This window comes from Streptomyces sp. NBC_01384, from assembly GCF_045040035.1.
GTDB lineage: Bacteria > Actinomycetota > Actinomycetes > Streptomycetales > Streptomycetaceae > Streptomyces.
This window is the reverse complement of sequence record NZ_CP109559.1, coordinates 4,531,427-4,556,402: the sequence shown is the minus strand read 5'-3', so window position 1 is coordinate 4,556,402 and position 24,976 is coordinate 4,531,427. Positions and strand designations below refer to the sequence as shown.

General features: G+C 66.3%; 15 protein-coding genes, 3 rRNA genes and 1 pseudogene. 12 read left to right on the top strand and 7 right to left on the bottom strand.

The features are described 5' to 3' along the window. Positions 1-21 precede the first annotated feature (21 nt). From OG747_RS20815 to OG747_RS20790, 6 genes are all read left to right on the top strand, one after another. Complete coding sequence (locus OG747_RS20815) at positions 22-675, top strand: TetR/AcrR family transcriptional regulator (RefSeq protein WP_405880831.1); 654 nt, start codon at positions 22-24, stop codon at positions 673-675. A 491-nt stretch (positions 676-1,166) separates the two neighbouring features. Further along, the gene (locus tag OG747_RS20810; protein ID WP_405880830.1) at positions 1,167-3,527 is read left to right on the top strand and encodes a nitrate- and nitrite sensing domain-containing protein; all 2,361 of its coding nucleotides are present in this window, start codon (positions 1,167-1,169) and stop codon (positions 3,525-3,527) included. Further along, positions 3,524-3,994, top strand: a complete 471-nt coding sequence (locus OG747_RS20805) for a roadblock/LC7 domain-containing protein (protein WP_405880829.1) — start codon at positions 3,524-3,526, stop codon at positions 3,992-3,994. Before OG747_RS20810 ends, OG747_RS20805 begins: the two co-directional genes overlap by 4 nt. Further along, on the top strand, positions 3,991-4,383 hold the full coding sequence (locus OG747_RS20800; RefSeq protein WP_405880828.1) for a DUF742 domain-containing protein: 393 nt from the start codon (positions 3,991-3,993) through the stop codon (positions 4,381-4,383). The genes OG747_RS20805 and OG747_RS20800 overlap by 4 nt, the downstream gene beginning before the upstream one ends. After that, complete coding sequence (locus tag OG747_RS20795) at positions 4,364-5,020, top strand: GTP-binding protein (protein WP_405880827.1); 657 nt, start codon at positions 4,364-4,366, stop codon at positions 5,018-5,020. Before OG747_RS20800 ends, OG747_RS20795 begins: the two co-directional genes overlap by 20 nt. Before the next feature lie 917 nt (positions 5,021-5,937). Next, positions 5,938-7,776 carry a hypothetical protein gene (locus tag OG747_RS20790; protein WP_405880825.1) on the top strand — a complete coding sequence of 613 codons (1,839 nt, stop codon included), beginning with the start codon at positions 5,938-5,940 and terminating at the stop codon, positions 7,774-7,776. Between the two features lie 184 nt (positions 7,777-7,960). On the opposite strand, the gene OG747_RS20785 is transcribed toward OG747_RS20790, so the two are convergent. The 7 genes from OG747_RS20785 to OG747_RS20755 form a co-directional block, all read right to left on the bottom strand. Next, a complete protein-coding gene (locus tag OG747_RS20785) occupies positions 7,961-8,314 on the bottom strand; it encodes a hypothetical protein (RefSeq protein ID WP_405880824.1) in 354 nt (117 codons plus the stop codon). 73 nt (positions 8,315-8,387) lie between these two features. Continuing rightward, positions 8,388-9,074, bottom strand: coding sequence for a TNT domain-containing protein (locus OG747_RS20780; RefSeq protein WP_405880823.1), 687 nt, complete (start codon positions 9,072-9,074; stop codon positions 8,388-8,390). A gap of 592 nt (positions 9,075-9,666) precedes the next feature. After that, the gene (locus OG747_RS20775) at positions 9,667-12,033 is read right to left on the bottom strand and encodes an NACHT domain-containing protein (RefSeq protein WP_405880822.1); all 2,367 of its coding nucleotides are present in this window, start codon (positions 12,031-12,033) and stop codon (positions 9,667-9,669) included. 192 nt (positions 12,034-12,225) lie between these two features. Next, positions 12,226-13,431 (bottom strand): low temperature requirement protein A, encoded by a 1,206-nt coding sequence (locus OG747_RS20770; RefSeq protein ID WP_405880821.1) that lies wholly within the window; start codon positions 13,429-13,431, stop codon positions 12,226-12,228. A gap of 29 nt (positions 13,432-13,460) precedes the next feature. Next, a complete protein-coding gene (locus OG747_RS20765; RefSeq protein WP_405880820.1) occupies positions 13,461-13,760 on the bottom strand; it encodes a hypothetical protein in 300 nt (99 codons plus the stop codon). A gap of 87 nt (positions 13,761-13,847) precedes the next feature. Continuing rightward, on the bottom strand, positions 13,848-14,486 hold the full coding sequence (locus OG747_RS20760; RefSeq protein WP_405880819.1) for an alpha/beta hydrolase family protein: 639 nt from the start codon (positions 14,484-14,486) through the stop codon (positions 13,848-13,850). Then, entirely contained in the window at positions 14,483-15,364 is an 882-nt protein-coding gene (locus OG747_RS20755) for an alpha/beta fold hydrolase (RefSeq protein WP_405880818.1), read from the bottom strand. The genes OG747_RS20760 and OG747_RS20755 overlap by 4 nt, the downstream gene beginning before the upstream one ends. 182 nt (positions 15,365-15,546) lie before the next feature. On the opposite strand from OG747_RS20755, the pseudogene OG747_RS20750 reads away from it, so the two are divergent. The 6 genes and pseudogenes from OG747_RS20750 to OG747_RS20725 all read left to right on the top strand — a co-directional run. Beyond that, positions 15,547-16,044 (top strand): annotated as a pseudogene (locus tag OG747_RS20750) (LuxR C-terminal-related transcriptional regulator); the annotation flags it as partial. A gap of 850 nt (positions 16,045-16,894) precedes the next feature. Continuing rightward, positions 16,895-18,420: ribosomal RNA gene (locus tag OG747_RS20745) — 16S ribosomal RNA — on the top strand. Between the two features lie 317 nt (positions 18,421-18,737). Then, positions 18,738-21,860 (top strand): 23S ribosomal RNA (locus tag OG747_RS20740). A 94-nt stretch (positions 21,861-21,954) separates the two neighbouring features. After that, positions 21,955-22,071, top strand: a 5S ribosomal RNA gene (gene rrf, locus OG747_RS20735). Together the 16S, 23S and 5S rRNA genes form the textbook arrangement of a ribosomal RNA operon. A 687-nt stretch (positions 22,072-22,758) precedes the next feature. Continuing rightward, positions 22,759-23,559, top strand: a complete 801-nt coding sequence (locus OG747_RS20730) for a MerR family transcriptional regulator (protein ID WP_405880817.1) — start codon at positions 22,759-22,761, stop codon at positions 23,557-23,559. Further along, positions 23,556-24,770 carry a glycosyltransferase gene (locus OG747_RS20725; RefSeq protein WP_405880816.1) on the top strand — a complete coding sequence of 405 codons (1,215 nt, stop codon included), beginning with the start codon at positions 23,556-23,558 and terminating at the stop codon, positions 24,768-24,770. The genes OG747_RS20730 and OG747_RS20725 overlap by 4 nt, the downstream gene beginning before the upstream one ends. Positions 24,771-24,976 lie beyond the last annotated feature (206 nt).

Sequence of the window (24,976 nt, the reverse complement as noted above, 5' to 3'; positions counted from 1 at the left end):
ACAGAATTGGAGGGTGTGCCGATGACGGACGGGACGCCACGTCGGCCCTACAACTCCGGGCGCCGGCGCGAGGCCGCGCGCCGCAACCGTGCCGCGGTGCTGGCGGCCTGCCGTGAGCTGCTCTTCCGGGAGGGCTACCACGCCACGACGGTGCGTGCCGTGGCCGAGCGGGCGGGAGTCTCCGCCGAAACGGTGTACAAGTCGTTCGGCGGCAAGCCGGGCATGGTCAAGGCCCTGTGGGACATCACGCTGGCCGGAGACGACGAACCGGTTCCCATGGCGGACCGCCCCCAGGTTCAAGAGATCCTGCGGACCAGGGAGTTGGGCACCAAACTCCGGCTCTACGCCGCATACGCGCGCGGAATCCATGAACGGATCGCCCCGCTGTTCGCCCTGCTGACCCAGGCCGGGCCGGACGTCGGGGAGGTCCTGGAGATCGGTGAGCGGGAGCGGCTGACCGGCGTCACCGCGTTCGTCACGCACCTCGACGAGGCCGGCGCGCTGGGTCCGGAGGCGGATCCGGCCCACCTGGCGGACGCCGTCTGGGCCCTGGCCGGCCCGCAGTTGTACACCCAGCTCACGGCAGGACGGGGCTGGTCCGCCGACACGTACGAGGAATGGTTGGCCGAAACGCTCACTGCCACGCTCTTGCCCCCTCCGCCCCGGAAGCGGTAAGCGCCCACCGCATCCGCTGCGACGGGGTGGGGCGGGGCCGTTCACCCGGGCACCTCGGGGGCGGTCGTGCGGGCCGGGTCGTACCGCTGTCAACCGTGGTTGTCCGCCCTTACGGGCACGCGGTGGGCACGATGCCGGAGCAGGCGGGCGGATGCGTACGCGCGCCGGCCCTCCCGCTGTCATACGAGGTCGACTCCCATGCGGGGGCATGCACGGAGTTCGGGAGAGTGGGCTCCCTGGATCCTCCCGTCACGATACGTGCATGCACGGTCACCCGAAACATCCGTATCAATCCGAACGATCAAACTATTGAGATCAATTGTGTGATGAGTAGGCTTCGCCTGACATCGCGCGGACCCAATTTCGGCCAGTCCGCCATCGCTAGCATGCCGGGGACTTCTGTGGCACTTCACGCGCGAGCGGAAAAACAGCAGACAAGCCAAGAAGCGGAACCGCGGCAAGGCGGCCAGGAGACGCTTCCGAAGCGCGGGTTGTCGCTGCGTACGACCCTGCTCGTCCTGGCCCTGGTTCCCACCATCGCCCTGGTCGCCCTGTGGGCGATGAACTCGGCCCAGCTCTACGGCAACTGGAAGACCGTCCACGACCGCAACGAAGCGGGCAAGAAGGTCGGGCAGCCGATCGCCGTCGTCTTGTACCAGTTGCAGGCGGAGCGGCAACTGAGCGCTGCGGCGCTCGCCGACCCCAAGGCCTACCAGTCGAAACTGGCGAAGCAGCGTGCGCTCACCGACCGGTCCGTCCAGGGGCTCGAAGCACTCTCCGACGCCATGCCGGCCGCTCTCGCCCAGGGTTACCAGCGGGTCGGCCGGGGCCTGGACCGACTGCCCGCGTACCGTCAGGCGGTGGACGAGCGGGACGCCACCCAGGAGCAGACGTTCGACCACTACACCGATGTCATCGCCTCGGACATTCAACTTTTCGAGGACTTCACCAACGTGGGCTTCGGCCAGGTCACCGTCCTCACCAAGCCGCTGATCGACTCGCAGTGGGGCGTGGAGATGCTCTCGCGCGAGAACGCGGTCTTCACCGCCGCAACGGTGAGCGGCCACTTCACCAGTGCGCAGCGCTCCCAACTCGCCCAGGCGATCGGCGGTCAGCAGCACATCTACGACGACAAGGTCGTACCGCGGCTGCCGAGCGGGCCCGCCAAGACGTACCAGGGCATCCTGTCCGGCGCGGCCTGGAAGCAGAAGACCCGGATCGAGCAGACGGTCCTGACCGCCGAGAACCCCGGCGAAGACGGCCGGACCCCGGTATCGGCACAGCTGGGCAAGGAGTGGCAGCAGAGCTACGGGGCGATAACACCCCAGCTGACACAGGCAAGCGGCTCCTACGCCGAGTACCTCGTGAGCGCCACCGATGACCAGCTCGGCGGCATGATGACAGACCTGATCGTCAACAGCGTCGTGGGCGGCGCGGCCGTACTGCTGGTGTTCCTGATCTCGCTGCGGCTCACCGGAGTCCTGCGCCGCCGCATCTTCGGGCTCCGCTCCGCGGCGCTGGAGCTGCAGACCCGGCTGCCCGACATGGTGGAGCGGCTGCGGCAGGGCGAGACCGTCGACACGGACGCCGAACTGCCCGAGATCCGGTACGGCAACGACGAACTGGGCATGCTCGGCCAGGCTCTCAACCAGGCCCGCGGCAGTGCCCTGGAGACAGCCGTGCGGCAGGTCGAGCAGTACCGCGGCTTCGAGCGTCTGCTGCAGCGCATCGCCAGACGCACCCAGTTGCTGATCGGCATGCAGATGAAACGTCTCGGCGAGATGCAGCGGCAGCATGAGGACCCCGAGGTCCTGGAAGGACTCTTCGACGTCGACCACCTGGCCGCCCGACTGCGCCGCTACGAGGAGAACCTGGTCATCCTCGGTGGCGGTCAGCCCCAGCGGCGCTGGCGCAAACCCGTGCTGCTGCTGGACGTGCTGCGCTCCGCGCAGGGCGAGGTGCAGGACTACCGGCGCATCCGGATCGACACGGAGGGCGAGATCTGGCTGTCCGAGCGCGCGGTCGGTCCCATGGTGCACGTACTGGCCGAACTGATGGAGAACGCGGTGTCGTTCTCCAAACCGCCGACTCCGGTGGAGGTGTCCGTGTCCCGGGTGGGCCGCGGCGTCGTGGTCGAGATCGAGGACCGCGGCATGGGCATGGACCCCGAGCAGTACGCCGGGGCCAACCAACTGATGGCCGACCCGCCCCGTATGGACGTGATGTCCCGCGCCGACGACGCCCGCCTCGGCCTGTACGTCGTGGCGCAGTTGTCCGCCAACCTGGGGCTGAAGGTGGAGCTGCGGCCCTCGTCCTTCGGTGGCACCCGGGTGGTCGTCCTGGTGCCGGCAGAGCTGCTCTCCGACGGGAGGCCGCGCTCGGAGCCGCCGGACGGCGCTGTCCCGGCCCAACTCGCGATCACCGGCGCGCCCCGCTCCGGGCAGGACGGCGATCCCCGAGATACGTTGCCGGAGCCTCAGCCTCAGCCGCAACTGCAGCCCGGCGGCCAGGAGGCGTTCACCCGCTCGCTCACCGGCCCCGGGGCCAGACCGCCGGCTCGCACCACCGCCGTGCCCCCCACGGCGAGTTCGGACCCGCTGCCCCGCCGGGTACGGCAGGCCAGTCTGGCCGCCGAACTTCGCGAGCCTCCCTGTGTGTACGCTGAGGAGCCGGACGTCGAGACGTCTGAGGCCGAGCCGTTGCCGCGCCGAACCGCGCCGCGCCGCTCCGGCGCCACCGTCGGCGCCTTCCAGCGCCAGTCCCGGATGGCCCGGCTCGGGCCCGACTCCGATCAGCAGCCCACTCACCCCTCACCGGGCCACGACGGGGCCCGCAAGGAAGACGGACGATGACTCTGCGAACCACTGCCACCAACTCCGACCTCGACTGGCTGCTCGACCGCTTGGTCGACCAGGTTCCGGGCACCAGGAACGCCATCGTGCTGTCCGACGACGGCCTGGTGGTCAGCCAGTCCAGCAGTATCGACCGGGTCGACGCGGAACGCCTGGCCGCCATCGCCACCGGCCAGCAGAGCCTGGCTCGCGGAGTCGGTGAGGTCTTCGGCGGCGGACCGGTCCACCAGGTCATCATCGAGCTCCACGAACTCTGGCTCTTCGTCAGCTCCGCCGGGCGGGGCACACACCTGGCGGTCGTGGCGGACCAGGAGGTGGACGCCGAGGTGATGTCCGTGGCGATGCACACCCTCGTGCAGCAGGTCGGGCAACGCCTGGGCACCGAGGTGCGTGTGGTGGGGGAGCATGCTGAGGGAGGGGGGTCCCGCCGCTCCGGCGACGCCGAGAGCGGGGGAGGACGTGGGTGAGCCACTGGGCGGACGCGGCACCGGATGACGAGTACGCGGAGCAGAGTTTTGTCAGGCCGTACACGATCACCCAGGGGCGCACGACCTCGGCTCGGGACGACCTCACCCTCATCACCGTGATCGCGACCGTTGTCGCGCCCGGTGAGCAGCCCTCGACCCGTGGCCTGCAACCCGAACACAGGCTGATCCTCCAGCAGTGCCGCACCCCGGTGGCTCTCGCCGAGGTCGCCGCCGGGCTGAACCTGCCCGTGGCGGTGACGAAGATCCTTGTCTCCGACCTGATCACGCTCGGCAGGGCGACGGCCCGGCCACCGCTGGCGGTCGCGGTGGGCCAGGGACCAGACATGACACTTCTTCAGGCGGTGAAAGATGGCCTACTCAGACTCTGACGACCGGGTCGGGACACATGCGACCTCCTCCATTGCGGCCCAGGCTCCGGCGGCGGTGAAAATACTCATCGCGGGCGGATTCGGCGTGGGCAAGACCACCATGGTCGGTGCCGTGAGCGAGATCGTGCCCCTGAACACCGAGGAGCACCTGACCGTCGCGGGCGTCGGTGTGGATGACATCGACGGGGTGGACCAGAAGACCACCACGACGGTGGCCCTGGATTTCGGCCGGATCACCATGAGCGCCCAACTCGTGCTGTACCTCTTCGGCACACCCGGCCAGGAACGCTTCTGGTTCATGTGGAACGACCTGGTGCACGGGGCGCTCGGCGCCGTCGTCCTCGTGGACACCCGGCGGCTGGAGAGCAGTTTCGCGTCGATCGACTTCTTCGAGAGCCGCGGCATCCCGTTCGTCGTCGGTGTCAACTGCTTCGACGGACGCCAGGACCGTACTGAGCCCGAGGTCCGGGAGGCACTCGACCTCGACCCGCACATCCCCATCGTCATGGGCGACCTCCGGCAGCGACTGGCAAGCCGCGACCTGTTGCTGGCTCTGATCGAGCTTCTGATGTCCGGCCGGGCGCCGCTCCCGAGACACCCGATCGCCGTGCTGCCGGGCACGATCAGCACCATGTGACTCTCGCCGGGAGGACGGCGGGGGCCGGGCGGGGCGGGCCCGGTCAGGATGACCACCCGCCAATGGCGCGTACGGCCGGAACCGGGACCGGGACCGCCTGCGGCCACCTTCCTGTCGACTCGGGCGAGGTCGTCGTCGGCGTGAGAACCGGGCCGGCACGGCCGATCCGGCGCGGTTCGCAGGGTGCCGTGGCTCTGATCAAGGATTTACTTCCTCCTGATTGTTTCTGGTTGACGGTACGGGCTAGCATCCCCGCCAGCAGCCTCCATCACTCAGTAGGCCGTTTGGCCATGGAGGCCTCTGCGAGGGTGGGCGTGGAGGAAGTCGGCGGACGCGTTGGAAGAGCCTGTGCATCCTGCGCACGGCCAAGGGCGCTGTCCGTTTCATGCTCTGCCTGGTCGCCTGTGTGGTGCACCGAGGCGGTCGCGGTGGACGCGTTCTTCCGGGCGTGCGACGCCCGGAACCGCCGACCGTCCTTACTGGTCAGCGCCGAGGGCAGGCTCACGCGGGCGCGCCGCCCCCTCGATTTCGCCCACTGGGTCGCCTGATGGGGACTCAGGTGTTGCGCGTGTGGTTATCGGTCTGAGGCGGATCTCCCGCTTCCGCGCGCACCTCACGCGGTGTTGATCAGCAGCATTCCGGCCATGCATCCGCCCCCATCTGTCGAAATGACTGTCATGGACAGATAAGTCGGCCTCAAGCCGGCCCCAATCCGTACTACAGAGAAGGGAAGTTCCTTGCACTCAAGGGCCGAAGATTCCACTTCGGAGCCGGGCGGCAGACGGAGAAGTCGGGCGGGCTCCGCCGCGGCCGCTCTGCTGTCCGCCGCGGCACTCATATCCGGCGGACCGTTCACGGCGACCGCGTTCGCAGCCTCGGCCGCACCGTCGGCTACTTCGGCGGCCCACGTCAAGCACATGTGCGCCCGCGCCACCAAGCCGGGCCAGATGGCGTGCCTGGCCGAGGCCCGGACCGACGTCGTCCAGCACATGACCCTCAGCCCGAACACCACACCGTCCGGCTACGGCCCCTCGGACCTGCAAAGCGCCTACAACCTGCCCTCCTCCACCGCCGGTTCGGGCCGGACCGTGGCGATCGTCGACGCCATGGACGATCCCACCGCCGAGGCGGACCTCGCCACTTACCGGTCCCAGTACGGCCTTCCCGCCTGCACCACCGCGAACGGCTGTTTCCGCAAGGTCAGCCAGACCGGCACCACCACCTACCCGAGTGCGGACCCGGGATGGGCGGGTGAGATATCCCTCGACCTCGACATGGTCAGCGCCGTCTGCCCGCAGTGCCACATCCTGCTCGTCGAGGCCAGTTCCACGAGCGTGTCCGACATCGGCACGGCCGAGAACGAGGCCGTCGCCCTCGGCGCGAAATACGTCTCCAACTCCTTCGGCGGCAGCGAGGACCCGAGCGAGACCACCGCGGACGTCCAGTTCTTCAACCACCCCGGCGTCGCCATCACTGTCAGCGCGGGTGACAGCGGCTATGGCGCCGAGTACCCGGCCACCTCGCCGTACGTCACCGCCGTCGGAGGCACCTCGCTCAGCCACGCGAGCAACTCCCGTGGCTGGAGCGAGTCGGTGTGGGACACCTCCAGCACGGAGGGCACGGGATCCGGGTGCTCCGCGGACGAAGCCAAGCCTTCCTGGCAGTCGGACGCCGGTTGCTCCCACCGCACCGTCGCGGACGTCTCGGCGGTCGCCGACCCGGCCACCGGTGTCGCGGTCTACGACAGCTACGGGGCCACCGGCTGGGACGTCTACGGCGGCACCAGTGCTTCGTCGCCCATCATCGCGGCCACCTACGCCCTTGCAGGCACCCCGACCGCGAACAGCTACCCGTCCTCGTACCCGTACGGCCACAAGTCGGCGCTGAACGACGTCACCACGGGTTCCAACGGCACGTGCTCACCCAGCTACCTGTGCACCGCGGGCTCCGGCTACGACGGCCCGACCGGCCTCGGCACCCCCAACGGCACCGTCGCCTTCACGGGCGGGCCGAACACCGTCAATTCGCTGAAGCCCGGCCAGAAGCTCACCTCCGGCCACCGACTGAGCAGCGCGAACGTCACGCTGTCGATGGGGAGCGACGGCAACCTGGTCGCGTACCTCAAGACGGGCGGAACGGGCAGCGGCCCGGCGATCTGGTCCAGCCACACCTCGGGCCACTCCGGTGCGTACGCCTCCATGCAGAGCGACGGAAACCTCGTCGTCTACACGAGCACCGGCGGTCCGGGAATCGGCGGCACCTTGTGGTCCACCGGCACCTCCGGTCACACCGGCGCCTACTTCCTGGTGCAGGACGACGGCAACATGGTGGTCTACGGCGCCGGCGGCGGGCCGAGCGCGGGCGGGTCGCTGTGGACGGACGGCACCAACGCGCGGTCGGCGACGATCGGTTCGGGTCAGAAACTCAAGGGCGGCTGGTGGACCCAGTCCCGGTACACCCGTCTGGTGGTGCAGCCGGACGGCAACGTCGTGATGTACCGCAAGCGCGACGGCAAGGCGATCTGGTCCACCGGTACGTCGGGGCACTCGGGCGCCTACACGTACATGCAGAGCGACGGAAACCTGGTCGTGTACACGAGCACTGGCGGTCCGGGAATCGGTGGCGGCCTGTGGTCCACCGGCACCTACGGTCACACCGGCGCGTACGCCACCATGCAGAGTGACGGGAACTTCGTCGTCCACGGCAGCACCGGCGGCGCACTGTGGGCCAGCAACACCTGGCAAGCCGTGCCCTGACCCTTCCCATCATCGACTGCCCGCCCTGACAAAGCACGCCGGGCGGGCAGTCGAAACTCGCCGAGCTGCGCCGCCACCTGCAGCGGTTCGCCCACCGGCAGCTGGTCGCGCCCTTGTCAGCTGCAGCTGCTCACGGCCAGGTGTCCCTGGGTGCTTCACATGTCTCGCGATGGATGCCTCGTAGTCAACCATCGTCAGCCGCCCCACGGCGACCATGGAAGTCTTCCCACGCTTGCCGCTGGATCTCCTCGGCGTTCGCGAGGAGCTTCTCCAGGGGCTCCGCGGTCCCTGAAGGGGGAGGGGGCATCTGCGTGAGCGTGTCGTAGAGGTACTCGCAGGCTTCGGCTTCGGTGCCGAAGCGCCGCATGACACTGTCCTCGGAGCGTTGGCGCAAACCGACGGTCCAGGCATCCGCCTCACGGCGCAGGAAGTAGTAGGCGTCCGGTTGGACGGGCACGTCGTGGACACCGGCAATCTCGTAGAACGCCTCGGGAACGTCCGCCTCGCGCAGTCTTTCGACGAGTTCTGCGCTGTCCATCAGGTCCGTCCCGTCGCCCGGTTCAAGGTGGCCTCTGACGTGTGGGTCCGAGGCCACCCCGGGCCTTGTGAGGTCAGGCTACCGGCAACGCGTCCAGGTACTTCGTCGTGACGAGGTCCGCGACCGACGGGGTCGTCACGTACTGGAGACCCAGGCCGGGCTGGCCGAACCAGGGCCTGATCGGGCCGGCCTCGACGGTGAACGGCTTGTGGACCCGGTACAGGTGGTAGCTGTACGGATAGGCCTTGACGTAAGTGTCGAGATTGCTCGGCGGAATCGCGCGCTTGGCGTACGGCGTGCCCGCGGGGGCGAGGAAGTTGCCGAAGCCGCTGCCGAAGAGGTCGACCAACTGGCCCTTGCGGAGCGTCACGTGATGCTCGACCGGCTTGCCGTTCTTCAGCACAAAACCGTTGTTGTCGGGATACCACCAGCCCGACTTCCCCGTCTGGGGATCCGTCTGCCAGTAGCACCCGAGGAACCAGTATGCGGAGGTGTGATCCGTGCGGTGATAGCCCCTCAGCATCCTGCTGAGGGCGCCACTCTGGGGGAGGTATGCCGGTCCCAGCCGCCAATCGGCGAGGTAGTAGCGCTGGTATGCCGTTTGCGGTGCGGTGTTGGACCCGCGGTTGTGGTGCGTGATCGGGCAGTGTGCGGCGTTCCCCGCACGGGGATGGTGGGCTTGGGCCGTTGCCGGTGAGATGCCGATCAGCAGGAGGAGCGATGCGAGGGCGCTCCCCACGAAGGCACGCAGTACGCGCATCCGATGTCCCTTCTCTCCCGGCGCGAACCAGGCGCCGTGTGAGGGCGGGCAGCCGGTCCCGGTGACCGGCTGCCCGCCTCATCGTGTTGCAGGGCCCAGTTCATGCGCGGCATACGCACGAGGGGCGAAGGCGCCGCAGACAGTCACCCGAACCGATGAACACAATTCCTCGGACAGCCGAAGACTGGAGGCGATGGCCCGGCCCGCGAGGACAGCAGTTCCGTGACCGTGGGTGCCTCGCGCCCGTAGGCGAGCAGGATCATCCTTCCCATCCCGATTCGCCGGACCCGGTGTACTGGGTCACCCCGCCCCACTTGGCCGGGGACGACGGCGCGCTGGCCGAGCGGATCGGCGAGACTCTGGCCGCCCCCCCGAACCCCCTACGCCCCTTCTCGCTGCCGGTGCCCGGAGGGCCGGCCTGGTCAACCCGTCCTTTCCGCAGGCCACTTAGGGGTTCACATGCGCCTTCACACCACGACTGTCCTCAGCCTGAGCGCCCTTGCCGTCCTGGCTCTGGAGGGCTGCTCGACCGTGACGGTGCTGCCTTGCAGGGGCTTCAAGATCAACGCATTTCCCCTTTGGCCCATCTCGGTCACACCCCTGGCTGGGGGGCCTCGTTGTCCATGTCCGGGGAGATCTGGCGGGCATCGTGGGCCGGTTCACCGGCCAGGCGTCGCTGGAGGTCGACGTGGCGGAACTGGTACAGGCCGGCGACTTGCCGCAGCACCCCCCGCCGCTCGTGGGCGTCGGAGAGAAAGCTCATCAGGTCACGGGGCAATCCGTATCTGAGCGTCAGATACCAGCGCGTGACCGTGAAGGGTAGCCATGCAGATCGATACGGCATGCCTGTGGCGACGTAAATAATGACTACCACAAGCCCCACTGTTACACCGCTGATCGCGCCCTTCACCGCAGCCTCGGCGAGGTCTCCTGAGAGCCTGTTCCAGACCGGCTGTCCGGCACCTGCGGTGATCGTGCCCGCCGCCACGGCCGCGAAGACGCCCTGCAAGAAGGATCGACGGTCACGGGCCAAGAGGCCGGCCGGACGTCCCGCTTTCGTCACGTCGGCTGCGGCCGGTCGCACGCCCCCGAGAATGACGCCCCCGATCGCGATCGGAAAACCGACGGCAATCCCGTAGGAGACGCCGACAGCGGTGGCAACAGCAATGCCGGCGGCGACCCCGATCGCGGCACCGAGAAGAGCCGTCCTGCTGGCCACGGACCATCCCACGGTGTTCAACGGGACGGGTTCCCGAGACCAGATCCGGGATGTGCCCGGCAGGAGGCCCTGAGCGGCGATCACGCCGGCGGTGCCGATGGCGAACACCACGGCCAAGGTGAACCCTGCGGACTCCATGGCGACAATGCCCGCGGCCATGTCTGTCCATGAGCCACCGGTGATCCTACTGACCACTCCGTACATGACGCCGCCGGCGCACGCACCAACCACGCTGACGGGGATCATGACGGTCATGGCAGCGATGGTCCACACGAACAGGGCGGTCGGTCCCCGGGGCAGGGCAAGCGGTAATCGCCACCAGGCCAGGTCGGGTGTCCCGCGTAGATCGTGATCTAGATGGCGAGCGAGAAACGTCAGCGCCCGCTTGGCCTGATCGACCGGGAAAGGCAAGGCCGCGCCTGGGACAATCGGCCGATACGCGGCTGGAACGAACGCGTCGAACAAATGGCGCTCGAGCGCCGCCTGATCGGGAAAGAGGGCGGGATCGCAGAGAGCGGCGGGATCGGGCACCACCACGTCGGGGTCGGTGCCCGGACGAGGGTTGTAGACGGTCCGGGCCAGAAACAGCATGAGAGGGGTGCGCAGGGTCAGCCCCACCGGCGTATCAGCATCCAACTGTTGGACAACCGGCTCCCAGCGGCTGAGCGCGGAGGCATCACCGCCGGCATCCCGCACGAGATAGGAGGCGATAGCAGCGGCATCGAGCGACTGCAATTCGATACCCGCCGCCCCGGCGAGCTTGATCGAAATACGCCCGTCGGAGGCTGCGGCTTCCCGGTACTCACGCGTGCGGCTCGAGACGATCACGCCCTGCCCGGGCGTAAGCGAACCGTTGATGGCATCGAGCGCGGCCGACCGCGATGGGGCGGGCAGCTCGTCAAGCCCGTCGAGGATCGGCAGGATCATGCGCTGATCCAATAGCGCGCGAGCGCGAGTCACCGAGCCGCGCCGCCCCGGCGCGGATATCGGCTGTTCCAGCCCCGGATAGTCACGGGCCAGGCAGGCGGCCATCCACTCGTACAGCCCCTGGCCGAACGGATTCCACGAAGCCAGGGAAAAGATGACCGGCGCCGGCCAACCGGCCTCACCGGCGCGCAAGTCGATCAGCCCTTCGGCCAACCTGACCAGCAGCATGGTCTTGCCGGCGCCCGGCTCGCCGAGCACCACCAATCGCCGGGTCGGCACGCGTGTGGTGAAGACCTCAAGGATCTGTGACCAGTCACCACTCAGGCCGTCCGACCCGTGCGTCCACCCGGCCGGGTCGGAAGCCGGTCCCTCGGGCCACGCCCGAGCGATGGAGGTGAGCAGCGGCCAAGCCTCAACCAGGTCATCGGGGGCAGGCCGCCACGAAACAGCGAGCGCATAGGGATCGTTGAGTCGCCGCAGGCGCGCCTCGTCCTGCCACTGCGCACTCACTGCGCGAGAGAGGTCATCCGCGATGGACGCGAGATCCTGTCCGTTGCCCGCCTCCGAGTGATCCGCGCGGAACGTGGCCCAGGCCAGATAGAGGCCTGGCGCCGCAGACAGCACGGTCACAGCAGTCGCGGCCACACCTAAGTGGAAGCGGTGCGCAAGAAACACGGCCCCGCTACTGCCGAAGATCGTCAACGCCAGATAGACCAGGCCGACATAGCCGCGCGCGTCCCGCCTTCCAGTCGCCATGCCGATCATCATGGCGCGCACCAAAGCCCTGTCGCACCGGAACTGACGGTCTTTCATCAAGACCGTCCACAATCTCCCAGAAGTTCCTCATCACCTCAGACAAGAACAAGGGCAACACTCTTCCGCCGTCACCGCGTACCACGTCCTCGCCGATGTCCCATTCGTGCTCCAGGGCCAACCCGAACCGCAGGCGGCCTCCGTGCTCCGACTCTTCAGCTCAGCGCCTAAGTACGTCCCGGCGTCGAGTGATCAGTCCGTCCGCCGCACGGCCCAGGTCGTCACCGCCGCCAGCGCCGCGGTGATCACGGCCATCAGGGGCACGGCCGCGGAGGTCCAGGCCGCGGCCAGCACCAGAACCGCGGCCACGGGCGAGGCCGCGACGGCGGGACCGCGCAGCGGCGGGCCTACGCGCAGCCACCAGACCGTCGCGATCCAGGCGGCGAGGGGTATGCCGACAGCCAAGCCCTGCTGCAGGTGTGTGACGTGCGCATGGCCGATGAGGGCGTCGACGGCGACGGCGAGTCCGGCGCCGATCGCCGCGGTCGAGGTGAAGACGAGGTAGTGGCCGTAGCCCCAGATGATCGTCGTGGGCATGGAGCGCAGCATGCGCTGGGTGGTCCGGTCGAAGTAGAGCCACCACAGGCTGAAGACGAGCAGCAGACCGCTGCCGGCCAGGACCAGCAGCTCGACGTCGGTGCCGTCGCGCGAGTCGGCCGCGGTCTGCACGGCGATGGTCGCGGCCAGCACCGCCTCGCCGAGCACGATCATGGTGAACAGCCCGAACCGCTCGGTGATGTGCTCCGGGTGAAAGGTCGTCACCCGCGCCCGCTCGGCCCAGATCGGGACCAGCAACTCGCCCACGGCCACCGCCAGCCCGACATAGAGGTACGTCGGCTGGTCGAAGGCGAGGCGAGCGACCCATCCGGCCTGTACCAGGGCGTAGCCGACGGCGTACCGCAGGGCGGTCGTGCGCCGTTCCGGATCGGCCCTGGCCGCCCGCAGCCACTGCATGACCATGGCCAGCCGCAGGATCACGTAGCCGAGGGTGATGACGAGATAGTCGCCGGTCTCGAAGGCCCGGGGTACGCCGGCGGCCAAGGTCAGCGCCCCGGCGATCTGCACCATGGTCAGCAGGCGATAGGCGTCGTCGTCGTTGTCGTACGCGGAGGCGAACCAGGTGAAGTTTCCCCAGGCCCACCAGATCGCGAAGAACACCCAGAGGTAGTTGCCCACGGCATGGCCGAGGTGCCCGCCGCTCAGGTCGTGATGCAGATGGGAGGCGGCCTGCGCGACGGCGGCGACGAAACAGAGGTCGAGGAACAGTTCCAGCGGGGTGGAGGACCGGTACGCCTCGTCGGTCCGGCGGGCCGTCATTCTGCGTAGGTTCAGCACCCGCGTGCCGCGGCCTTCCGCGGCCGGTTCCAGGCCGACCGCTTCTCTGTTCTCCCCGGGCATGGTTCGGCGATCCGTCCTGGCTGTCTGTGTCAGGTTCCGGTGTTGAGCAGGTCGTGGGCCGCGACCCACAGTGTGTAGGGGTTCGCCGGCTCGGGATGGGCGGCCGTCATCCGGTCGATGAGCTCGCCCGGTGCGGAGCTGCGTTCCAGTGCCGTCTCGAAATCGGCCAGGTAGCGGCGGCTTTCGTCGATCTGGCGGTGGGCGTCGTCGTCGGCGGCCCGTGGATCGCGGTGGCCGGCGATCAGGGTGTCGGCCTCCAGCGCCGCCACGGCGTCCAGCGCCCGCGCCCAGTCGGCCCGGGAGGCCGGTGTCGATCCCGCCAGCCACATGTGCGTCCGGTTGTACTCGTCGCCGCGGCGCGCAAGCAGATCGCGGAGCTGCAGGCGATGGCCGGGGACCAGTGATGTAGGCGACGGTCACGCCTGTTCGTGGATCCAGGCTTTCGCCAGCGTGGTCCATATCGCGGCCTCGCCGGCGTTCCGGGCGAGGCCGAGGCTGTGCGGGCCGTGGGCGAACACGTGCACGGCGTGGGGGACTTGGCCGGCCGCGAGCGCCGCGGCAAGGCGGTAGTTGTGTTCGGCGGGGACATAGGGGTCCTCCGCGGTGTGCCAGACGAAGAACGGCGGCGACTGGGGCGTGACCAGCGAATCCAGCGATGTCGACCGGCGCAGCTCGGGGCCGGCGTCCTCGCCGAGAAGGATCACCCGGGCCGGACGGTAGGTCTCGGTCTCCATCGAGGTGATGGCGTAACCGAGCACGGCGAAGTCCACCGCCTCATCGGGCGGGGCGCCCGGCGCGAGGGCGGCCAGCCCGGCCAGATGACCTCCCGCGGAGAACCCGATGAGACCGATGCGCTGTGCGCCGGCCGCCCGCCGACGGCGGATCTCGGCGCGCAGCGCGTTGAGCGGCTCCGGGTGCCGGGCGCGGAGCGGATAGCGGAACACGCTCGCCCGCACGCCTATGTCGCCGAGCCAGTCCACCACCGGCCCGGCCTCGTGCGAAGCGTGTTCGGCGTACCCGCCGCCGGGCAGGACGATCATGTGGGTGCCGGTCATCGAGGGCCGCCGAGGAAGGCGTCGACGTCCGCGGCGAATTCCGCGTGGTGCTGGGACAGGAACCCGTGCGCCGAGTCGGGATAGATCTTCACGCGGGCCTGCGGGATCAGACCCGCGAGCAGGTGGGAGTAGTGCGGCAGGATCATCGGGTCGCTGTCGCCGTTCGCCACGAACACGGGCATCTTCAGGCAGCTGAGCCGCTGGAGCTTCGCGTGATCGGGGATCCCCCACGTGCACACCGCGTCGTACTGCGCCTCCCGGGTCGCCCAGTTGGTCGCCGTGTCCCGGTCTTCGCTCCGGGCGCCGTAGATCCGCTGCAGGGTTTGCCGACCGGCCTGCAGGCTTGCCGGGGATCCGGTGAAGAAGACGCCCAAGTATTCCTCGGGCCTGGTTTCAGGCTTGCCGACAGCGTCGATGACCTCAGGGGCCCAGCCGTGCATGCCGACGGCGCCCTGCGGCGCCGACGAGGCGAGGACCAGCCTTCTGACGAGCGCCGGCCTGGTCAGGACGATCTGCTGCGCGACGAAGCTGCCGAGGGAGAATCCCAGTACATCGACCGGGCCCTGGCCGAGGCCCAGGGCCCCGATCGCCTCGATGAAGGCGATGGCGTCGTGTGCCATCTGGTCCGCGGTGTTCGGAGTCGTCCCGGTGGAGCCGCCGACTCCGGCGTTGTCGAAGGCGATGACACGCCGGGCCGGTGCCAGCGCGTCGATCAGCGCCGGATCCCAGTTGTCGAGGTTTCCACGGAAGTGCTGGAGAAGGACCAGCGGCACACCGGCGCCGTCGTCCGTCGGGCCGGTGTCGCGGTACGCGTAGTCGATGCCGTTCGCGGCCTTGACCCGCTCGTTCGGCAGACCTGAGTACGAGTTGAGCTCCATGACCCGAGCGAATCAGCCGCGGCGCGGCGGCGGAATCCGCATGTTGACTGCACCGGGCCGCCGCGGGGGAGGTGCAATCAGGTCGCGGATACCGAGGTTGGCCCAAGCCCGCGCACAGTCGAAGTGGCAAGTGATCGACTGGCGGCGGTATGGAGGGGCCCTGTCCTACGAGCCGGGCGGGCCTGGTGGACGTCCGCATGCCTCCCGGCTTCACGGACGAGGGAGTGCGGGCCTCGCTGGTCATCAAGCGGCAGTGGCCGAAGACCGCGGTACTGCTGCTCTCGCAGTATGTGGAGGAGCGGTACACAGCGGACCTGCTGTCCGCGAACACCTCGGGGATCGGCTACCTGCTCAGGCGACGGGTCGCGGATGTCGAGGAGTTCGCCGACTGCCTGCGGCGGGTGGCCGCGGGCGGCACTGCGCTGGACCCGCAGGTGGTCTCCCAGATGCTGGTGCGTCGCCACAGCGATCCGCCGGACCGGCTCACCTCGCGAGAGCGCGAGGTCCTGGAGCTGATGGCGGGTGGCCGGTCCAACGCCGAGATAGCCGAACAGCTCGCGGTCAGCGAGAGCGCGGTGGCCAAACACATCAACAGCATCCTCACCAAGCTCGACCTGCCGAAGGCGGACGCGGACCACCGCCGGGTGCTTGCCGTACTGCGCTTCCTCGGCGTTGCCTGAGTACGGTGGGTCGTGGGCCGTGCCGGTTCGAACCGATGAGCCGGCTGTCAGCAGCGGCAAGTCCCTGGCGTGACCTGCGCGCTCCACGGCCCAGACCCCCAGATCGTTGGAGGTCGCCCATTGCCGACGGGACTGCCGAGGGTCCGCGCTTCGCGCTGATCGCGGCAGGAGTGGCCGACTTGCATCAGCCGCCTGGCTGATGGTCCGTGCGGTCGGCGTAGTCCCGCGATGAGGAGTTCGACCAGCCGACGTGCGTCGTAGCGGGGATAGAAGCTTGACGCCCGCCAGGAAGATCCGTAGCATGAGTAGGTTGCATCGAGTCGAGACGATTCTGTAGTGGAATTCACCGCCACTCAGGCGACAGGGCAAGCCGCTGGCGCGGTCTCCCAACGGGACTGAATTCGGGCATGCCTGCATGCGTGAATTCAGCTCCATCGCCTCGATTATGAGCGGCCGGGAGAATCCGCTAGGGTTTGAGACGCCGGAACGGCCCAACGGTCGAGAAGGCACCCCCTCCGACGGGAAAGTCAGATGTCGAAAGAGTCTGATAGAGTCGGAAACACCGAAGGGAAGCGCCCGGAGGAAAGCCTGAGAGAGTCTCTCGGGTGAGTACAAAGGAAGCGTCCGTTCCTTGAGAACTCAACAGCGTGCCAAAAATCAACGCCAGATATGTTGATACCCCGTCTCCGGCCGATCGGCTGGGACGAGGTTCCTTTGAAAAAGTCCTGCCGGGCACTGCCTGGCAGGCGCACAGCGAGGACGCTGTGAACCGGGGGGATTATTCCTCCCCTTGGTTCCGCTCTCGTGGTGTCGTCCCCGCAGTCTTTAATTAGACGCAGTCGGGAAAACATTCACGGAGAGTTTGATCCTGGCTCAGGACGAACGCTGGCGGCGTGCTTAACACATGCAAGTCGAACGATGAAGCCCTTCGGGGTGGATTAGTGGCGAACGGGTGAGTAACACGTGGGCAATCTGCCCTTCACTCTGGGACAAGCCCTGGAAACGGGGTCTAATACCGGATAATACCTGCCTGGGCATCTGGGTGGGTTAAAAGCTCCGGCGGTGAAGGATGAGCCCGCGGCCTATCAGCTTGTTGGTGAGGTAGTGGCTCACCAAGGCGACGACGGGTAGCCGGCCTGAGAGGGCGACCGGCCACACTGGGACTGAGACACGGCCCAGACTCCTACGGGAGGCAGCAGTGGGGAATATTGCACAATGGGCGAAAGCCTGATGCAGCGACGCCGCGTGAGGGATGACGGCCTTCGGGTTGTAAACCTCTTTCAGCAGGGAAGAAGCGAGAGTGACGGTACCTGCAGAAGAAGCGCCGGCTAACTACGTGCCAGCAGCCGCGGTAATACGTAGGGCGCAAGCGTTGTCCGGAATTATTGGGCGTAAAGAGCTCGTAGGCGGCTTGTCACGTCGGGTGTGAAAGCCCGGGGCTTAACCCCGGGTCTGCATTCGATACGGGCTAGCTAGAGTGTGGTAGGGGAGATCGGAATTCCTGGTGTAGCGGTGAAATGCGCAGATATCAGGAGGAACACCGGTGGCGAAGGCGGATCTCTGGGCCATTACTGACGCTGAGGAGCGAAAGCGTGGGGAGCGAACAGGATTAGATACCCTGGTAGTCCACGCCGTAAACGGTGGGAACTAGGTGTTGGCGACATTCCACGTCGTCGGTGCCGCAGCTAACGCATTAAGTTCCCCGCCTGGGGAGTACGGCCGCAAGGCTAAAACTCAAAGGAATTGACGGGGGCCCGCACAAGCAGCGGAGCATGTGGCTTAATTCGACGCAACGCGAAGAACCTTACCAAGGCTTGACATACACCGGAAACGGCCAGAGATGGTCGCCCCCTTGTGGTCGGTGTACAGGTGGTGCATGGCTGTCGTCAGCTCGTGTCGTGAGATGTTGGGTTAAGTCCCGCAACGAGCGCAACCCTTGTTCTGTGTTGCCAGCATGCCCTTCGGGGTGATGGGGACTCACAGGAGACTGCCGGGGTCAACTCGGAGGAAGGTGGGGACGACGTCAAGTCATCATGCCCCTTATGTCTTGGGCTGCACACGTGCTACAATGGCAGGTACAATGAGCTGCGAAGCCGTGAGGCGGAGCGAATCTCAAAAAGCCTGTCTCAGTTCGGATTGGGGTCTGCAACTCGACCCCATGAAGTCGGAGTTGCTAGTAATCGCAGATCAGCATTGCTGCGGTGAATACGTTCCCGGGCCTTGTACACACCGCCCGTCACGTCACGAAAGTCGGTAACACCCGAAGCCGGTGGCCCAACCCCTTGTGGGAGGGAGCTGTCGAAGGTGGGACTGGCGATTGGGACGAAGTCGTAACAAGGTAGCCGTACCGGAAGGTGCGGCTGGATCACCTCCTTTCTAAGGAGCACTTCTTACCGATCCCTCCGGGGTGAGGTCAGAGGCCAGTACATCAGCGAATGTCTGATGCTGGTTGCTCATGGGTGGAACGTTGATTATTCGGCCGGGTTCACGGGTCGGAGGCTGCAAGTACTGCTCTTAGGAGTGTGGAACGCATGATCTCCGGACGGGATCGGGTCGGGCACGCTGTTGGGTGTCTGAAGGTACGGCCGATTTTGGCTGCCTTCAGTGCCGGCCCCAGTGAACTCCGGTGGTAACCGGGGGTGATGGGTGGTTGGTCGTTGTTTGAGAACTGCACAGTGGACGCGAGCATCTGTGGCCAAGTTTTTAAGGGCGCACGGTGGATGCCTTGGCACCAGGAACCGATGAAGGACGTGGGAGGCCACGATAGTCCCCGGGGAGTCGTCAACCAGGCTTTGATCCGGGGGTTTCCGAATGGGGAAACCCGGCAGTCGTCATGGGCTGTCACCCTTGCCTGAACACATAGGGCAAGTGGAGGGAACGCGGGGAAGTGAAACATCTCAGTACCCGCAGGAAGAGAAAACAACCGTGATTCCGGGAGTAGTGGCGAGCGAAACTGGATGAGGCCAAACCATATGCGTGTGAGACCCGGCAGGGGTTGCGTATGTGGGGTTGTGGGATTTCTCTTTCACGGTCTGCCGGCCGTGAGACGAGTCAGAAACCGTTGATGTAGGCGAAGGACATGCGAAAGGTCCGGCGTAGAGGGTAAGACCCCCGTAGTCGAAACGTCAACGGCTCGTTTGAGAAACACCCAAGTAGCACGGGGCCCGAGAAATCCCGTGTGAATCTGGCGGGACCACCCGCTAAGCCTAAATATTCCCTGGTGACCGATAGCGGATAGTACCGTGAGGGAATGGTGAAAAGTACCGCGGGAGCGGAGTGAAATAGTACCTGAAACCGTGTGCCTACAAGCCGTGGGAGCGTCGGACATCAAGCTTGCTTGGTGTCTCGTGACTGCGTGCCTTTTGAAGAATGAGCCTGCGAGTTTGCGGTGTGTTGCGAGGTTAACCCGTGTGGGGAAGCCGTAGCGAAAGCGAGTCCGAATAGGGCGGTTTAGTAGCGCGCTCAAGACCCGAAGCGGAGTGATCTAGCCATGGGCAGGTTGAAGCGGCTGTAAGAGGTCGTGGAGGACCGAACCCACCAGGGTTGAAAACCTGGGGGATGACCTGTGGTTAGGGGTGAAAGGCCAATCAAACTCCGTGATAGCTGGTTCTCCCCGAAATGCATTTAGGTGCAGCGTCGTGTGTTTCTTGCCGGAGGTAGAGCACTGGATAGGCGATGGGCCCTACCGGGTTACTGACCTTAGCCAAACTCCGAATGCCGGTAAGTGAGAGCGCGGCAGTGAGACTGTGGGGGATAAGCTCCATGGTCGAGAGGGAAACAGCCCAGAGCATCGACTAAGGCCCCTAAGCGTACGCTAAGTGGGAAAGGATGTGGAGTCGCAGAGACAACCAGGAGGTTGGCTTAGAAGCAGCCACCCTTGAAAGAGTGCGTAATAGCTCACTGGTCTAGTGATTCCGCGCCGACAATGTAGCGGGGCTCAAGCGTACCGCCGAAGTCGTGTCATTGCAGCTATAGGGCCAACGCCTGCTGTGATGGGTAGGGGAGCGTCGTGTGCCGGGTGAAGCCGCGCCGGAAGGCAGTGGTGGACGGTTCACGAGTGAGAATGCAGGCATGAGTAGCGATACACACGTGAGAAACGTGTGCGCCGATTGACTAAGGGTTCCTGGGTCAAGCTGATCTGCCCAGGGTAAGTCGGGACCTAAGGCGAGGCCGACAGGCGTAGTCGATGGATAACCGGTTGATATTCCGGTACCCGCTGTGAAGCGTCAAACATTGAACCAGGCGATGCTAAGTCCGTGAAGCCGTCCCGGAGCCTTCGGGCAAAGGGGAGTGGTGGAGCCGACGGACCAGACCTGTAGTAGGTGAGTGATGGGGTGACGCAGGAAGGTAGTCCATCCCGGGCGGTGGTTGTCCCGGGGTAAGGGTGTAGGCCGTGCGATAGGCAAATCCGTCGCACATCAAGGCTGAGACCTGATGCCGAGCCGATTGTGGTGAAGTGGATGATCCTATGCTGTCGAGAAAAGCCTCTAGCGAGTTTCATGGCGGCCCGTACCCTAAACCGACTCAGGTGGTCAGGTAGAGAATACCGAGGCGTTCGGGTGAACTATGGTTAAGGAACTCGGCAAAATGCCCCCGTAACTTCGGGAGAAGGGGGGCCATCACCGGTGATCGGATTTACTCCGTGAGCTGGGGGTGGCCGCAGAGACCAGCGAGAAGCGACTGTTTACTAAAAACACAGGTCCGTGCGAAGCCGTAAGGCGATGTATACGGACTGACGCCTGCCCGGTGCTGGAACGTTAAGGGGACCGGTTAGTCACTCTTCGGGGTGGCGAAGCTGAGAACTTAAGCGCCAGTAAACGGCGGTGGTAACTATAACCATCCTAAGGTAGCGAAATTCCTTGTCGGGTAAGTTCCGACCTGCACGAATGGCGTAACGACTTCTCGACTGTCTCAACCATAGGCCCGGTGAAATTGCACTACGAGTAAAGATGCTCGTTTCGCGCAGCAGGACGGAAAGACCCCGGGACCTTTACTACAGTTTGATATTGGTGTTCGGTTCGGCTTGTGTAGGATAGGTGGGAGACTTTGAAGCGGCAGCGCCAGCTGTTGTGGAGTCGTCGTTGAAATACCACTCTGGTCGTGCTGGATGTCTAACCTGGGTCCGTGATCCGGATCAGGGACAGTGTCTGATGGGTAGTTTAACTGGGGCGGTTGCCTCCTAAAGAGTAACGGAGGCGCCCAAAGGTTCCCTCAGCCTGGTTGGTAATCAGGTGTTGAGTGTAAGTGCACAAGGGAGCTTGACTGTGAGACCGACGGGTCGAGCAGGGACGAAAGTCGGGACTAGTGATCCGGCGGTGGCTTGTGGAAGCGCCGTCGCTCAACGGATAAAAGGTACCCCGGGGATAACAGGCTGATCTTCCCCAAGAGTCCATATCGACGGGATGGTTTGGCACCTCGATGTCGGCTCGTCGCATCCTGGGGCTGGAGTCGGTCCCAAGGGTTGGGCTGTTCGCCCATTAAAGCGGTACGCGAGCTGGGTTTAGAACGTCGTGAGACAGTTCGGTCCCTATCCGCTGTGCGCGTAGGAATATTGAGAAGGGCTGTCCCTAGTACGAGAGGACCGGGACGGACGAACCTCTGGTGTGCCAGTTGTCCTGCCAAGGGCATGGCTGGTTGGCTACGTTCGGGAGGGATAACCGCTGAAAGCATCTAAGCGGGAAGCCTGCTTCGAGATGAGTATTCCCACCCCCTTGAGGGGTTAAGGCTCCCAGTAGACGACTGGGTTGATAGGCCAGATCTGGAAGGCGGGTAACCGCTGGAGGTGACTGGTACTAATAGGCCGAGGGCTTGTCCTCAGTTGCTCGCGTCCACTGTGTTGGTTCTGAAACCACGAACAACCCCATGCCCTGGGCCACTGGGTATGGTGCGGTAGTTACAGTTTCATAGTGTTTCGGTGGTCATAGCGTGAGGGAAACGCCCGGTTACATTCCGAACCCGGAAGCTAAGCCTCACAGCGCCGATGGTACTGCAGGGGGGACCCTGTGGGAGAGTAGGACGCCGCCGAACAAATTTTGAGAAAGGCCCACACCGAAACGGTGTGGGCCTTTTTGTATTTCACGACGGCTTCCTCGCGGCACCTTGAAGAGCGGCCATGATGCTCTGCCGGCGCGACGGCCGTCGGGGGATCGAAGAGCAGCGCGGCGGCATGGGCGGTGTGCAGACAGTGGTTGAGCATCCGGCGCAGAGCTGCCAGCCGCTCCTCCGCGCTTTCGGTCGCGTGGACGAGTTCTGGCGGCGTGTCCAGGGAAGGGCCCGCTCCGTACGTATCGTCACCGTGCCGACAACGATGAGCAGTAGGCCCAGCTGTCTCTCCCCCTCCCGCTCGTCCGCTTCCTGTCCAGGCATCCAGCGTCTGGCACGTAGCCGACACGGAGCAGGGCGCACGGTCAGCGGAGTCAGGCGATACAGGCGCACGCGGGTCAGTACGTCAGGAGCGCTCTTCTGGGTGCACGCTTTCCAACTGTGGTGGTGGGGTGGTGGGTTGTGTGCAGGAGCGTTCACCTGCGTTCGTGGGCGGACTGCCTACGGTGAGGTCCTGGCGCATGGTCTCGGCTAAACGGTCGTGAACGGGGCTGAACGAGACGGGAACTGAGACGGAGCCCGGATGTTCGGTGACTGGGGCGACAGGGGTGAGCCAGTTGACCCTCCCCTTACGTCAGGCTTGAGGCTGAGGTCAGACGAAAGGGCAGGTGCATGGGGTACTCCGTGGGGCAGGTCTCCTCGCTCGCCGGGGTGACGGTGCGTACGTTGCATCACTACGACAAGACGGGGCTGCTCTCACCGACCGGCCGCAGCCACGCCGGCTATCGGTTCTACAGCGACGCCGACCTGGCCCGCCTCCAGCAGATCCTCTTCTACCGCGAACTGGGCTTCTCCCTGGAGGAGATCGGCGCCATCTTGAAGGACCCGCAGGCCAACGCCCTGGAGTATCTGCGGGCCCGGCAGCGGCAGTTGAACGAGGAGATCGCCAGGCTGCAGCGGCTGGCCGAGGTGGCGGAACAGGCCATCGAGGTCCAGCGGACGGGGGTGTCGTTGACTCCTGAGGAACGCTTCGAGGTCTTCGGTGAGATCGCCTTCGACCTCAGCTATGCCACCGAGGCTCAGCTGAAGTGGGGGCACTCGGACGCGCATCAGGAGGCGATGAAGCGCGCCGACATCCACACCAAAGAAGACTGGCGGCGCCTGATGGGAGAGGCCGCCGTCTGGCGGGCGGAGTTACTCGCGGCCTTCGACGAGGGGGAACCCAGCGACGGCGAGCGGGCCATGGACATCGCCGAGGAACACCGTCGCCATCTGGCCCGTTGGTTCACGCCCTGTCCGCCCGACGTGCACCGGCGCATCGCGGACGACTTCGTCGCCGACCCGCGCGCCTTCGCCCTCGTCGTACCGCCGTCGCAGCAACGCCCGGGTCTCGCCGCCTATCTGTGCAAGGCGGTTCACGCCAACGCGTCGCGCCGCGCCGGTTGCCGTACCGAACCCGAGGAGAACCGATGAAAATCATGATCGCCGCCGCCGGATCTCGCGGTGACGTCGTGCCCTACACGGGCCTGGGTGCCGAGCTGCTCCGCGCCGGGTACGACGTCGCCCTGGCCACCACGGACGCCTTCGCGCCCCTCGTACATCAAGCCGGGCTGGAATTCCGTGCCCTGCCCGCCGACACAGGGGCCCACGCGGGCGTGAGAGGCAGACGTGAGCTGATGCGCGCCGCCGCCGCGTTCGTCACCGAACTGGGCGGGGGGTTCGCCGATGCGGTGGCCGACGGTACGGATCTGCTCCTGTTGTCGACCACCACGGCCCCGCTCGGCTGGCATCTCACCGAGGCCACGGGCATCGCGAGCCTCGGCGTGTACCTCCAGCCCACCGCACCCACCGGCGACTTTCCACCCGTGGTGATGGGCACCCGCTCGCTGGGCCGCCTCGGCAACCGCGCAGCCGGACGCTTCGCTCTCCGCATGACCGACCGCGTTTACGAGCAGGCGGTACGGGACCTGCGCCACCGCTTCCACCTGCCACCGCTCTCCGCCTCCGCGATGCGCCGACGCCAGGAGGAGGCGCACTGGCCCGTCCTGTACGGCTTCAGTACGGCACTGCTGCCACGCCCCGCCGACTGGCGACCCGGACTGGAGGTCGTAGGAACGTGGTGGCCTCACGTCGACGCCGTCGAGCAGCTGCCCCCGGACCTGGAGGACTTCCTCGCGGCCGGGCCCCGCCCCGTCCTCATCGGCTTCGGCAGCATGGCGGCCGGAGACGGGGAACGGCTGAGCGAGATCGCCGTACGAGCCCTGCGGCGCACCGGGTTGCGCGGCATTCTCCAGTCCGGAAGCGCTGGCCTCGCGGCAGAAGGCGACGACATCCTCACCATCGCGGACGTACCGCATGCCCTGTTGTTCCCGCGGCTGGCCGCGGTGGTCCACCACACCGGGGCCGGCACCAGCGCGGCGACGCTGCGCGCCGGAATTCCCGCCGTGACCGTGCCAGTGACCGCGGACCAGCCGTTCTGGGCAGGGCGGCTCGCCGCGATCGGCGCCGCCACCGATCCCATACCGTTCCGCTCCCTCACCGCCGAACGGCTCGCCGACGCGCTCGACCGCGTCGTGAAGCAGCCGACATACGCACGAGCCGCCTCGACCGCGGCGCAGCACATGGCGACCGAGGACGGAGCGGGCCAGACCCTGAAGGCCATCCAGCATTTGGCCAGAGATTAGCGGGTGACGAGAATCGAACTCGCGCTCTCAGCTTGGGAAGCGACGGTGCTTGGATGGCGGCACAGCTTCTGACCTGCGGGTACGCCGCCTGGGGGTGCAGTTTGAAGGGCTGGTTTCGCGCCGCTGTTTACCGTGGTTGTCCGGTCTTATGGGCACGCTTTGGGCACGCACCCACATGGGGGCGCTGCGCGGGGGCCGGACGGCTC